This is a genomic window from Prosthecobacter sp., assembly GCF_046154365.1.
Lineage (GTDB): Bacteria > Verrucomicrobiota > Verrucomicrobiia > Verrucomicrobiales > Verrucomicrobiaceae > Prosthecobacter.
In genome coordinates this window covers 1-12,821 of record NZ_JBJXFV010000242.1, presented here as the reverse complement: position 1 = coordinate 12,821, position 12,821 = coordinate 1, and the positions used below count along the sequence as shown (strand labels likewise).

The 12,821-nt window shown below is 60.7% G+C and carries 14 protein-coding genes; 5 read left to right on the top strand and 9 right to left on the bottom strand.

What is annotated here, in order from left to right; genetic code table 11:
* Positions 1–151 precede the first annotated feature (151 nt).
* From ACKVY0_RS30635 to ACKVY0_RS30625, 3 genes are all read right to left on the bottom strand, one after another.
* On the bottom strand, positions 152–421 hold the full coding sequence (locus ACKVY0_RS30635) for a hypothetical protein (protein ID WP_409218693.1): 270 nt from the start codon (positions 419–421) through the stop codon (positions 152–154).
* Positions 422–473: 52 nt separating this feature from the next.
* Positions 474–1,127 carry a Uma2 family endonuclease gene (locus ACKVY0_RS30630; RefSeq protein ID WP_409218692.1) on the bottom strand — a complete coding sequence of 218 codons (654 nt, stop codon included), beginning with the start codon at positions 1,125–1,127 and terminating at the stop codon, positions 474–476.
* Positions 1,128–1,450: 323 nt separating this feature from the next.
* Positions 1,451–2,200 carry a hypothetical protein gene (locus ACKVY0_RS30625; protein ID WP_409218691.1) on the bottom strand — a complete coding sequence of 250 codons (750 nt, stop codon included), beginning with the start codon at positions 2,198–2,200 and terminating at the stop codon, positions 1,451–1,453.
* Positions 2,201–2,401: 201 nt separating this feature from the next.
* Here ACKVY0_RS30625 and ACKVY0_RS30620 point away from each other — a divergent pair, with 201 nt between their 5' ends.
* From ACKVY0_RS30620 to ACKVY0_RS30605, 4 genes are all read left to right on the top strand, one after another.
* Positions 2,402–3,244: a sugar phosphate isomerase/epimerase family protein gene (locus ACKVY0_RS30620; protein WP_409218690.1), complete on the top strand. Its 843-nt coding sequence runs from the start codon at positions 2,402–2,404 to the stop codon at positions 3,242–3,244.
* 4 nt (positions 3,245–3,248) lie between these two features.
* Entirely contained in the window at positions 3,249–5,387 is a 2,139-nt protein-coding gene (locus tag ACKVY0_RS30615; RefSeq protein WP_409218689.1) for a fused MFS/spermidine synthase, read from the top strand.
* A 58-nt stretch (positions 5,388–5,445) separates the two neighbouring features.
* Positions 5,446–5,592, top strand: a complete 147-nt coding sequence (locus ACKVY0_RS30610) for a hypothetical protein (protein ID WP_409218688.1) — start codon at positions 5,446–5,448, stop codon at positions 5,590–5,592.
* Positions 5,593–5,708: 116 nt separating this feature from the next.
* The gene (locus tag ACKVY0_RS30605; RefSeq protein ID WP_409218687.1) at positions 5,709–5,861 is read left to right on the top strand and encodes a hypothetical protein; all 153 of its coding nucleotides are present in this window, start codon (positions 5,709–5,711) and stop codon (positions 5,859–5,861) included.
* 33 nt (positions 5,862–5,894) lie between these two features.
* Here ACKVY0_RS30605 and ACKVY0_RS30600 read toward each other — a convergent pair whose 3' ends face one another.
* The 5 genes from ACKVY0_RS30600 to ACKVY0_RS30580 form a co-directional block, all read right to left on the bottom strand.
* Entirely contained in the window at positions 5,895–6,482 is a 588-nt protein-coding gene (locus tag ACKVY0_RS30600) for a hypothetical protein (RefSeq protein ID WP_409218686.1), read from the bottom strand.
* Entirely contained in the window at positions 6,479–6,658 is a 180-nt protein-coding gene (locus tag ACKVY0_RS30595) for a hypothetical protein (protein ID WP_409218685.1), read from the bottom strand. Before ACKVY0_RS30595 ends, ACKVY0_RS30600 begins: the two co-directional genes overlap by 4 nt.
* A 259-nt stretch (positions 6,659–6,917) precedes the next feature.
* Complete coding sequence (locus ACKVY0_RS30590) at positions 6,918–8,069, bottom strand: hypothetical protein (RefSeq protein ID WP_409218684.1); 1,152 nt, start codon at positions 8,067–8,069, stop codon at positions 6,918–6,920.
* The gene (locus ACKVY0_RS30585) at positions 8,059–8,952 is read right to left on the bottom strand and encodes a hypothetical protein (protein ID WP_409218683.1); all 894 of its coding nucleotides are present in this window, start codon (positions 8,950–8,952) and stop codon (positions 8,059–8,061) included. Before ACKVY0_RS30585 ends, ACKVY0_RS30590 begins: the two co-directional genes overlap by 11 nt.
* Before the next feature lie 240 nt (positions 8,953–9,192).
* Positions 9,193–10,548 (bottom strand): protein kinase domain-containing protein, encoded by a 1,356-nt coding sequence (locus ACKVY0_RS30580; RefSeq protein ID WP_409218682.1) that lies wholly within the window; start codon positions 10,546–10,548, stop codon positions 9,193–9,195.
* Positions 10,549–10,674: 126 nt separating this feature from the next.
* On the opposite strand from ACKVY0_RS30580, the gene ACKVY0_RS30575 reads away from it, so the two are divergent.
* Positions 10,675–11,442, top strand: a complete 768-nt coding sequence (locus ACKVY0_RS30575; RefSeq protein ID WP_409218681.1) for a CAAX prenyl protease-related protein — start codon at positions 10,675–10,677, stop codon at positions 11,440–11,442.
* 2 nt (positions 11,443–11,444) lie between these two features.
* On the opposite strand, the gene lpxD is transcribed toward ACKVY0_RS30575, so the two are convergent.
* Entirely contained in the window at positions 11,445–12,470 is a 1,026-nt protein-coding gene (gene lpxD, locus ACKVY0_RS30570; protein ID WP_409218680.1) for a UDP-3-O-(3-hydroxymyristoyl)glucosamine N-acyltransferase, read from the bottom strand.
* Positions 12,471–12,821 lie beyond the last annotated feature (351 nt).

Genomic DNA, 12,821 nt, shown 5'->3' with positions numbered 1-12,821 from the left:
CCAAAAAATCGCGGCGATGAACGCGCTTTTGCCCCACCTAGACAGATTTTAACAGGAGAAAACGACCTGCCGCAGTGCTGCGCAGCGTTGCAGGCGGGAGAGAGCGGAGATCTGAAAATTCTCCGTTACCTTCATCCTTCGCAGTTTGCTTTCATCCTTCGCAGTTTGCTACGGAGAATGGAGCGGAGAACGGCTCTGTTGTCTCCTGTTCCATCAAGATCGAGCGCAGCAGGTGATCCATGAAGCTCACCAGCGTGGCGTGGCGCAGATTGCCGGGCGAGTGCATGGAAATCTCTCCGCCAATGAGATCGGCGAACACTCCCGGCTGCAACGACTCGAGAAACTGCTCGGAGGTGGGCATGCCGCCGCCGTTCCTGCGGAACACCTTCGGTTTGACGGGCTGGAGCAGCGTGGCGGGCATGATGGAACGTCTTCACGCTCGACGGCTTCACAAACCAGAAAATCCTTGCCGCCTACTTCGCCGGATTGCGCACGCAGCGCATGATCTCCTTCAGGCACACATCGGCCTTCGGCATCTTGGCGGCATCCAGCCATTCACGCCGCACCCAGAAGCCCGGGATCGTGGCCGAGGCGATTTTATCGCCATGACTGGCGAACTCCTCCAGGCGTTTCCCTGCACGGCGGAAAAATCGCGGCTGCGCTTTAGCCGCATCAAGCAGCCAGAGTTCCTGCGCGCCATGCTGCTCATAGGCGGCGAACTTGGCCGCGCTCTCCAGATGATGCTCCTCACCAGATGCTACCTCCGCCACGAACGTCGGTGCCATGGAGGTCTGCGTGAGGCCGAGGCGCACCTCATGGGCTTTGTCGAAATAACAAACATCCGGCATGAAGGCGTCCCTGGCTCCGAGCTTGAGGAGGAACGGCTCGCGGTACAGCACACCTGGCAAGTTCACTTTTTCCAGGAACCCTCGCATCAAATCATGCAGAAAAGTCGCGAGCACCGCCTGCTGCGGGGTGGGCTGCGGCTGCGGGCAAACCTTGCCGCCGATGAAGTCCGCCACGACTCCCGGCTTCAGTTTCGCCACAAATTGGTCCGCACTGGCCTGCGACGTGGCATTGAGGCGCGCTGTCTTGGGCTTGAACTGCGAGATGGGCGTGATCGGCATGTGCGCCGGAAACATCACAGCGCCAACAAACTGCACAAGGACAAAAAACTCCAGCATCCCCCGCCGACTTCACAGGATGCCTTCCTGTCATGGAAACTCACGTCTCAGCTCCCACTTCCGGTCTTGCCGTTCAAATCCTGACAGCGGACGAGCCAAACGCCGCAACTCGACAGCCTGCGCGGCGTGCCCTGGACGCTTGATCGCGTGAAATGAGTTCGGCATCAAGGAGGTTGAGCTTGGCGGCTCCCAGGGGGTTCTGGGAGCCTGAAAGACCTCCGCACCAACGAAGTCAAACGGCGCGAGGCACTGGTCCTGTGAGCAGGCTATTGAACTGAACCCGCCTTAGCTTTGCGCCTGCGTTGGAGCAGGATGCCGGACAACCCAAGCAGGCCGAAGGAAGCGACTGAAGGCTCAGGGACAGTCTCAAAGAAAATTTGTTGGTTGCCAGCCACATTAGCAGAGCCCTCGAACGCGAGGAAGTTATTGAAGCTAGCCGCACCAACTTGAGCGAGTGTCTTGTTGTACAAGGTAAGCTTAGAATCCGGAGAAAGCAAAGTGCCAGCCAACGCCCCGCTACCCCAGTATAGTCGACCACCTTCGAATCCAAAATGCCCAGTCGCAGGAGACGAACCAGTTATGGCCGCATAACCGCTCTGATTCGCCAAGGTACTGGTGAACGAGGTTCCCACGCCATCCGCGTATACCGGGGTGTAGGCAGCGCCATTCCCGAGCATTAACCTCGCGCTATAGCTGTTCATTATTACATAGCTTGATCCGTCCTGATACGAGTTGGTAAACGAACCAGGAAGCTGAAAAGTTCCAGACCAAGTTGCGGTCACGTCCGACCCCTCCTGCTTAAAAGTCAGAATCGCTGCAGCTTCCGCAGCATTCGTGCCGAGCAGCATGCAAGCAGCCGCCGCCAAGCCCATCTTTCTCAATTTTGTCATCATCATATTTTTCGTTCTGTTTGTTTGGTTTGGTTTGCCCTGCCATCGGCGGCAGCGGAACTTTTTAAGTCGTATAAAAAGCACATTCAAGACCACGAATGAAGCTTTTTTGGCAAGTGACGGCAAAAAGCTGAAGTCAAAGATGAAGCGGTTCGGCGTGCCACTGGCTGATCATGGTTGGAAGCGAATCGAACTCCTCGTTCCTTCGGCTCACCTTCGGTCTGGCGGGCTGGCGCGGTGTTGGGGACAGCCTCACTCATAGCCGCTTCACCACGCCAGAAAATCCTCGCATCCGCCTCGCCTTCATCGCAGGATGGCGGCCACGTCATGAAATTCACCGCTCTCCTCCTCGCCTTCGGCCTCGCTCTTCAAATCCAGGCCGCTGATGCTCCCAACGCCGCCGGTTTGCAGCTCTACAGCCTGCGCAGCCAGTTCACCCTGCGTGGCGTGCCATGGACGCTCGACCGCGTGAAGGAGTTCGGCATCAAGGAGGTCGAACTCGCCGGCACCTACAACCTCAACGCCGAGCAGTTCAAAGCCGAACTCGAACAGCGCAGCCTGAAAGCCGTCAGCAGCCACTTCCCGTATGCGCGCTACAAGAACGATCTCGACAACGTGGTTAAGGACGCGAAGACCCTCGGCCTCAAGTATGCCGGCTGCGCTTGGATCGACCACAAGGACAGCTTTGACGAAGCCGAGTGCCGCGAAGCCGCCGCCGTCTTCAACAAAGCGGGCGAAGCGCTCGCCAAAGAAGGCATCACGATGTTCTACCACGCCCACGGCTTCGAGTTCGAGCCCTACGGCGACGGCACGCTGCTCGATCTCTTCCTGCTTGAGACCAAGCCTGAGTTTGTCTCCATGCAGATGGACATCCTGTGGATCGTCTTCCCCGGCCAGGACCCCGTGAAGCTACTGGAGAAATACAGCGGGCGCTGGAAGCTCATGCACCTCAAGGATTTGAAGAAAGGCGTGCAAACCGGCTTCCTCACCGGCAAAACCGACGTCGCCAACGATGTCGTCCTCGGCACCGGCCAGATGGACTGGACCTCCATCTTCGCCGCCGCCCGCAAGAACGGCGTGCAGCACTACTTCATCGAAGACGAATCCCCCACCTCGATGGACCAGATCCCGAACAGCCTGACATTCCTCCGCACGAACGGCTTCAAGTGATCCCATGTCACGCCGCTTCCACGCCAGCATCCTGCATGGCGTTTTCATCCTCTCCGGCATCTCAGCGCTGATCTACCAGCTCGTCTGGCAGCGTGCGCTGCTGACGATCTACGGCAGCAACGTCGAATCCGTGGCGATGGTGGTGGCGGCCTTCCTCGCCGGGCTTGGCATTGGCAGTCTCGCAGGCGGCTGGATTTCCAAATCCACCCGCGCACCGCTCGTACTGCTCTTCGGTCTCGCAGAACTCGGCGTCGGAGCCTACGGCCTTGTGTCGCTGAAATTGTTCGACACCGTCGGTGCCATCACTTCCGCGCAAGCGCACGGCCTCACCACCGGCGCGTTGGTTTTCCTCCTCGTCTTCCTGCCCACGCTGCTCATGGGAGCCACGCTGCCGCTGCTCGTGGCCCATCAGGTGCGCGACACCTCACACGTCGGGCAAACCGTGAGCCGTCTCTACTTCGTGAACACGCTCGGAGCCGCGCTCGGAGCCTTCATCGCCGCGCACTGGCTGCTCGGCAGCTTCGGCATGAGCGGCACCGTGCGCATCGCCGCCAGTTTGAATGCGCTGGCGGCTGGCATCGTGTTATTCACCTCACGCAAAGCTCCCGCCGCGGCTGAAGCGCCCGCATTTGAAATTTCAAATCCCCAATTTCAAATCCCCTTCCGCACCGCCCTGCTGTGGTCCGCACTCTCCGGCTTTCTCGCCCTTTCCTGGGAAATCATCTGGTCCCGCGTCTTCAATTTTGCCAGCGCCTCCCGTGCGCCCGTCTTCGGCTACATGCTCGGCAGCTACCTGCTCGGCCTCGCGCTCGGTTCGTTGTTTAGTCCGCGATTGCTGACTCAAACCGGCGATCTGAGGCCAAAACTCGCACGCTGGGTGCTCATTTCGAGTGTCGCTAGCTTTCTCGTCGCACCGCTCACCGCCATCGCTGCCTCACATGTGTTTTGGGAATGTGGTTATGTTTTCGTCATCGCTGCGGGTGCCTTGCTCGGCATCACCTTCCCGCTGCTCTGCCACGCCGCCATTCCGCCCGGCAAAGACACCGGCAGCCAGCTTTCGCGACTGTATCTCGCCAACATCATCGGCTCTGGCGCGGGCAGCCTGCTCACCGGATTCGTGTTCATGGAATGGCTAAAACTTCATCAGCTTGGCATTCTGATCTTCACGGTGTCGGCCGTCTGGTCGTTATCCGTGGCTCCGGGCATCCTGCCAGCACGACTGCGCTTTATTCCGCTGCTCATCATGGCCATCGACGCAGCCTTCTTCAAAGACTCCTTCTATGAGCGTCTGCAATACAAGCACGACTTCAAGTCCGGCATGCGCTTCACCCAAGTCATCGAATCACGCCACGGCGTCGTCACGGTGGACACCAGCAATGCGGTTTACGGCAACGGCGCTTACGACGGCATGATCGGCACCAAGCTGGAGCCGAAATCCTGGCTCGTGCGGCCTTACTTCCTCTCCGCTGTGCGTGATCGCATCGAAAACGTGCTCGTCATCGGCGTGGCCAGCGGTTCGTGGACGCAGATCCTCGTCAATCATCCGCAGGTGAAAAAGATCACCGCCATCGAACTCAGCCACGGCTACCTCGATCTCATCCGCGCCCGGCCCGAAGTCGCCAGCCTGCTCACCAATCCCAAACTCGACCTCATCATCGACGACGGCCGCCGCTGGCTGCGCCAGCATCCGGGCGCACGCTTCGACGCCATCGTGATGAACACCACGCACCACTGGCGCGAGTTCGCCTCCGCACTGCTCTCCCGCGAGTTTTTGACCGAGGTCAAAGCCCACCTCACGCCCGACGGCATCGCCTTCTGGAACTGCACCGAGTCCCCCCGCGCCGCCCGCACCGGCATGGAAGTCTTTCCGCACACGCTGATGGCCATGAACCATTGCCTCGCCAGCAACGCCCCGCTGGAGCCAAACCGCGACCGCTGGCAGAAAATCCTCGCCGATTACCGCATCGACGGCCAGCCCGTCATCGCTGCCGATCAAATCGAGAGCGTCCTCGATTTCCTCAACAGCGAAGCCCTGCCAGAACCCGGTCACATGTCCCGCTGGTGCCGCCGCGAGGCGATGCAAGCCGCCTGGGGCGATGCCAAGATCATCACTGATGACAATCTCGGGCACGAGTACCCGTAGGTGCCCCGTGTCATAAAGCTGAATTGCGGACGGCAGCGGATGACTAGAATCCGCCATCATGACCGTGACCCTCACCATCCCCGACGCGCAGACTCCCTCGCTCAATCGGGCTCAACCAGCTTTGCCACGCGTGCTGCTCGATGGCTTTGCCGTGGCGGCCAATCGTCAAGGCATGCTCGGGTGTATCGCCGGAATGAAGTCGTAGGTTGGGTGTGGCGATAGCCCGCCCGACTTCTTGGCCCTCGCGCGGCCAGCGTAAGCCCAAATGACGAGCGGGCTGACGCCACACTCATCCTACATCATTCAGGCGATGCACCCGGCATGCTCTCGGCTTCAGAGGTGCGGGTGTTGATGGGGCATGATTCACGCTGGGAGATGGAGGACTTCCTCGCCGCCCATGAGGCCTGGCCCGGCACCACCGCCGCACAGGTGGCCGAAGACGGGCGCAAGCTGAATGCCCTCCTGAGCCAGTGATCGTCGTCAGCGGCACCACCCCGCTGCGCTACCTCACCGCTCCACCTTGACCCGGAAACAGCCGATCACACTCGCGGCATCCCGCACACAGACCTGCGTATGTGTGTGACGATGAAAGCCCGCGCCTTTGTAAATGGGCACACCTTCGACAAACGCCGCCCGCACGGAGTCAAAACGCGGCAGTCCGGCTTCCCGCATGTTTTGGTGCAGAAAATTAATCACCGCGCAGTCGAGATAGCGCAGCGGGTAATCGCCGCCCATCCTGCGGTTGACTGGCATCGGCTTGTTTTCAGCCAGAACCTTCTCCCTCATCAGTCCGTGGGTCTGCTCCACGAGGCGAATGGAGTCCCCTTCGAGCAGGTCCAGGCAGTTGCCCGGATCAATCACCGCGCCGATCACGAATGGCTCGCGGATGCTCCTGGCAGTGCGCTTGCCGTGTTTGGCGGCCAACCGCGCCCATTCGAGCGCCCGCGCCGGATTGTTCTCCCAGAAGTAAATGCCAGTACCGAGCCAGTCGTAGGGATTCGTGCTGGGCCGTAGCTCCATTTGCCCGGCCAGAACTGCCTCGCCGATCTCACGGTCGCAGCCATGATAGCCGAGGATGAAGGAGGGCCATTTCATTCACCTTTGCCCCCGTAACACTTCGCCAGTTGGCCGTTGCGATCCAGAATGCCTGCGCGCTTGAGGAAGCCTAGGCGCTGCTTGCTCGTGCGGGTGTTCTTGCGGTGCCACGCCTCGATCTTCTCAATCATGCTGTCGATTTCTGCCTTGGAGCGGGAATGGATGACGTAACTCATGGCGGGAGAGTAATCGTTTCTTCCCGCCGGTCAATTCCAGCGTCCTTCACTGCGGCACCGTCACGTCCAGGCGGGCTTTCTTGAAGGCTTGAGCACATGCGTCCCGCGTGTCGGCTGCGGTGTACCGCCGCAGCCCGTCCCTGAAGACTGCGCCGGGTCTGCCATGATCTCCGGGATGATGTGAGCGCCAGCACGGTTCCCCGCGAGGACGCGGGCAACAGCAAGCGGCACGCGTGCGCTCCCTCCATGCATGCTCACCTCACCGCGCCACCTTCACATCCTGTCGAGCTTTCTTGAAAGCGGCGATGCCAGCATCAGTGATCCCTGTCACTTTCGACAGCGAAAGCTCTTTCAAGGTCTTGATGGCGGTGAGTTGTGCCAACAGTTCATCGTCCATCTTGCCATCATTCAAATTGAGCACGCTGAGATTTTTCACCTGTATCAGCGCCGCCACGGTCCGTGCCGTTATGGCACGGCTTAGCAGACGAATCTGATCAAGCGTTTTGATCTCGGTGAGGGCCTCACAGGCATCGTCCGGCATCGTTCCGCCGTTACACTCGATGGCTTTCAATTCTGGAAACACTTTGCCAAGTTTCTTCATGTCATCCGCACTGTAAACTCCCTCGGTCGGCAGCCAGATCAGTTGCAGTTTGGGGAAACTCTTTGCCACTTCGTCCAGAGCGGCGCGCAATGCATCGGCATTTTTGCCCCAATTCAATTCCTTGATGCTCGAGCCTTTTAGCGCTGCCAGCCCATTCGAAGTTACGGCGCTGCCGCCCAAACTCAGTGTCCGCAGCAAGGATGATTTCTTCAAGCTTGGCATCCCGTCATCCGACACCGCCGTCTCGCGCAGGTTCAGGCTGCCAACGGATTTAATCTTCATGATCCCCGGCAGGCTTTCATCATCCACCCCGCTAGACGAAAGGCGAAGGCTGAAAATCGGCAGATCGGCAAGTTGGTCAAAGGTGTGTCCCTTGAAGCTCCTCGTATTGGCGATCTCCAGAACCTTGAGCTGCTTGAGAGGCTTGATGAATGGCAATACCGCGTCAGTCACAGGCACCCCCGTGAGCGTGAGAGAGGTAAGCCCCGTAAGCGTCTGTAAAGGACGCATTCCCTCATCGCTGAGCGTTAAGTCGCGAAGGGTTAGTCCCTCCAGGCTGTTTAGTCCGGCCAGCTTCATGATGTCGGCGTCGGTGACTTCGGCTTTGAGCTTCGCTTTTGTGAGGTCAACAGCTACGAGCACGGAGCCGTCATCAGGAATATCCTTGATGGCAAAAATGTTGGCGCTGGTCTTGCCCCGATAGCTCACCGTGCCCCCCAAGGACAACACCCACTCGACAGCAGCACGCGGATCTGCCTTTGGCATCTTCACGTCTGAGGCGGAAGGCTTTACCGTCTTGTCAGGAGTCATGGCTGGTGGCATTGAAGGAGGCATTGTGGTCGCAACCGCAAGTGTCGTCGGTGCCGGATTTGCCCCCCAAACCCTCCCGATACGTCTTCACCGCCACGGCATCGGGGATGCGTCCAGCTTTGGTGAGGTCGGCTTCGATTTGTTTGAGGCGGGTCGCATAAGGCGTGAGCAGGGCGGTGTGGTTGGTGGTGCGCTGCTCGTCGAGCTTCGTCAGGCTGGTGCGGAAGATGGTGCGCAGGTTTTTGAGGGCTTCGGGTGTCTTGGCATCGTCGGTAGCAGGGAGTGGCTGCTTGGCGGCGATGAGTTTCTTCTCCTCCTGGATCGCCAGCACGGTGTCGAGCTCCCCGGCGCTCTGTGCGGTGGCGGCGGCACGGTCGAGACCGGCGAGGTAGCCCGTGTTCAGCTTCGCCACATCGGCGTCGTAGATGCCGGTGACGCGCTCGACGAGGAGCTTGTCGTATTGCTGCTGGAGGGTGGTGAGTTCGGCTGGGAGTGGAGCGGTTGGTGGTGCTGCTGGTGCTGCTGTGGGCGGAGTTGGGGCAGCAGCGGCGGGAGCTTGAGTGACGACGGCGGGGGAGGCTGCGCCGTCGAGAACCTGGTATTCGATGTCGCGAAAGGTGGCCGCCTCGGCGGCAACGCATCCTATGGCACCACTGGCAAAAGAGGTGTCCGATACGGCCCCTAGCTCCTTATCCCCCACGGTCGCTGTCAACACTTCACCCACAGCACTTAAACCCAGCACGATGCCATCTTTCGACATATCCGCCGCTGCTCCGCTGAAGACTTTGATATTCTCATAGGTGAAGGGGTCGGCACTCGTTTTGACTCGAAGAAGAACCACGTCATCACCTTTGAGCGAGAGTTGATAAAAACCGACGTCCATAATTCGAGCGGCCAGCCCCTGTGAACGGCTTGGCGCATCAAGCCGCACTCGAATGGCGCAGTCTTTGAAGCCCAGCTTGCTACGAATTCTCGTTTTCGTGATTTGCCATGCATCACCAAGTTTTTCTATTCCCTTGGATGCCCAGCAATCCATTTCGGGGTCCAGCTTCACCCACTTCGCCGGATCAGGCTTGCGGGCGGGAATGGGAGCAGCGGAAGTGGGCTGGCCGAGTTGAAGCGCTTACGGCGTCGTGTTGGCTTGGGCGATGAGGATGGGCTTTACGTTGTTCGCTGGCGTGGGGGCTGGCGAAAGCGGTGTCGCCGAGGCCGCGGGCACTGGCCTCTCTGCCACCGCACTCCAGGACGCTGTCGCGTTGATCGGGGCGCTGGGAATACGCGAAGCGTCTTGGAGTGCGGTGGCCGTGACACCGATTTCGTCGGAGCGACTGGCTGCCGTAGTGCCAGATGGTGTGGATGACGGCTTGAGCACCAAGAAGGCTCCGGTGGCGAAGACGGCGGCGGTGGCGGCGAGGGTGATCATGGCGGATTTATGATTTACGATTTTTGATTTATGATTTGGAGCAGGGCTGCGCGTGACGGGCGCTTCCTCACGGACTTGGAAGTTCGTGCTACGTTGGGGAATCGCGGCGCTGCTCTCGCCGCCGGCCTGTACCAGCGGCATGGTGAGGATGGCGTCGAGATCCTGACGAATCGCGCTGCTGCTTTGATAGCGCTCCTCGCGGTCCATTTTCATGGCTTTGAGGATGATGGCGTCGAAACGCGGATCAGTGCCGATGCGGCGGCTGGGGAGATCAAACGCGCCGCGTGGCACTTCACCAGTGAGCATGTGGTAGAGCATGACGCCGATGGCATAGAGATCGGCGCGTGCATCGACCTGTGTGCCGAACATGAGCGCCTCGGGCGCGACGTAATCGGGCGTGCCCATCGCCATGCCGGTCTTGGTGAGGCCGGTGGTGCCGGGCTCATCGACCTTGGCGAGGCCGAAGTCGGCCACTTTCACCGCGCCTTCGCGGTTGATGAGGATGTTGGCCGGTTTGATGTCGCGATGGATGACGCCGTGGCTGTGCGCGTAGCTCAGCGCATCACACACATGCGCGGCGATGGCGAGCGCATGCTCCGGCGGCAGGCGGCCTTGCGCGGTGATCATCTGCGCCACGTCGGTGCCATCGACAAACTCCATGACGATGTAGAGCATGTCGGGGGCAGCGGCAGCGGGAGGCTCATCACGCGGAGCGGTGATGGCTACGGTACCGAAGTCATGCACGGCGACGATGCCGGGATGAATAAACTTCGCCATGACCTGCGCCTCGTTCTTGAAGCGCTCCATGTAGCTGGCGTCCTCGTTCTCCACCTCGGGTGGGAGAATTTTGATCGCGACAAGGCGATTCAGCGACTTCTGCCTGCCCTTGTAAACCGCGCCCATGCCACCACGACCCAGCAGGCACTCGACTTCATACTGCGGCAGCAGCTTGGACAGATGCTCCGCGCTCGGCGGCTGCCACCGAAACCCACCGCCGGGAGAGCGCTGGTAGCCGGTGGGCGTGGGGCCGGGGTTGGGAGCTGCGGGGTCACTCATGCGCGGTCGGGGCGGAAAATGCCGCGCCAGTCATACGAAATGGCGGGAACCGTGGCAAGCGGGGAATCCGAGAGCTGCGTGCGGTTGCATCCTGCCGAGCCAGCGTGCATAGACAGCCCAGCTTTGATGGAAATCCACCGCACCAACGGGCTCGCACGCCTGCTCCTATCGCCGACAGCCGCCCATGTGCTGCCGCTCGTGCTGTTCACGCTGCTGAACGCCGTGCCCGGCCTGTTCCGCATCGAGAACTCCGAGCTGCCGTGGCATGTGCGTGCGCCGGAACAGTGGGTCTATCCGTTGCAGACGCTGCTCTGCGCGGTGGTGCTCGTGTTGTTTCGCAAACACTACACGCTGGCACCGTGGCGAGGTCTGGGGCTGGCGTTTGTGCTTGGGATCGTTGGGATCGTGGTCTGGATCGCTCCTTCACTGCTGCGTGAGGAATTGATCCAGCGCGGCATCAAGCCCGCAGCGTGGTGGGAGTGGCTGGGACTTGCTGAACGCAACGAAGGCTTCGATCCGATGATCGCGCAGGATTCAACGCTATGGTTCAGCGTCGTCGTTGGCATGCGCTTCATGCGCATGGTGCTGGTGGTGCCGTTCGTGGAGGAATTGTTCTGGCGCGGCTTTTTGATGCGCTTCCTGCTGACGGACGACGGCCGCTTTGAGCGCATCGCCTTCGGCACTCACCGCTGGAAGGTGTTCTGGATCGTCACGCTGGGCGTGATGCTGATCCACAACACGGAAGACTACCTCGGTGCGTTCGTGTGGGGAGCGCTGATGTATTTCGTAGCGGTGCGCACCAAGAGTCTCGGGGCCTGCGTGTTCATGCATGCCGTCGGCAATCTCGCCCTCGGCATTTATGTGATGAAAACCCAGCAGTGGGGCTTTTGGTGAGGTCAGGAGGCTGCGCCGACTTTTTCTGACTCCAATTCCTTCACGCGTGCGAGCAGTTGCGGCAGACGGTTGATGCTGGCAAGGCGGCGTTTTTCCTCGGAGGCGGGAATCGCCGGAAAGCCGAGATAAGTTTGTCCGCCTGCCAGATCACGCGTGACGCCGCAGCGTGCGGCCAGCGTGGCCTGTGCACCGATGGTGACATGTCCGGCGATACCAACCTGCGCGGCGATGACCACATAGTCGCCAATCATCGCGCTGCCTGCGATGGCGGTGCAGGCGACGATGATGCAGTGTTTCCCAATCACGACATTGTGGCCGATCTGCACGAGGTTGTCGATCTTGGTGCCGGTGCCGATGCGGGTGGCGCCGAAGGTGCCGCGGTCGATGGTGGTGGCGGCACCGATCTCCACGTCGTCGCCGATTTCCACGTGGCCGAGTTGGGGTACTTTGACGTGCTTGCCTTCGTGCGGCCGATAGCCGAAGCCGTCGGAACCGATGACGGAATTCGCATGGATGGTCACGCGCTCGCCGAGAATGCAGCCGTCGTACAGCACGACGTGGGCGTATAAGGTGCTCTCGGCGCCGATGCGGCAGTTGCGGCCGACGACGACCCCGGGATGCAGCGTCGTCCGGTGGCCGATCACGGCCCCCTCCCCCACCACGCAGAATGGTCCAATGGTCGCTTCGTCGCCGAGGACGGCGCTCGGATGCACGCAGGCCGTGGGATGAATGGTAATCGCGCCGCGAGTGAAGTGATCGCCGCGCATGCGTTTCAGGATGCTGGCGAAAGCCATCAGAGGATCGTCGACGCGGATGAGCGGACGGCCGTTGACGGGGACGCCGGGCCGGACAACGGCGGCGGAGGCGCGGGACTCGTGCCAGGCGTGCAGGTGGCGGTCGTCTTCGACGAAGGTGATGTCGCCGGGGCCGGCGTCCGCCAGGGGGCGGGCATGGTCGATGGCCAGTTCGGGATCGCCGGCGACTTCGCCGTCGACCCAGGCCGCCAACTCGCGGACGGTGACACTCACGGCCGGCTCCTTCATCCCCCGCGTGCCCGACGCGGAGGCTGGTATTGCGGCGAAACTACCCGAACCCCGCAAAGGAGGCAAGAGCAACAGATTCCGGGGCTTCGGTGACTATCGGCGAATTTCCCCATTCACTATCGGCACTTCGACGACGGGAATTGCGGTGAGATGGCGAAGCTGGCCGCGTCGCGAACGGTCGCGCCGACTTTGCCGGTCGCTCAGTCCAACGGTATTTGATGCATCGCGGCGAACTCCTCCGCCGTGAACTGTAAATCGCCCACGACGATCCTTCCCGATCCGGCACTTGCCACGGCAATCGCCAGCCGATTCCAGGCGCGTTCCAAGTCGCCGGCG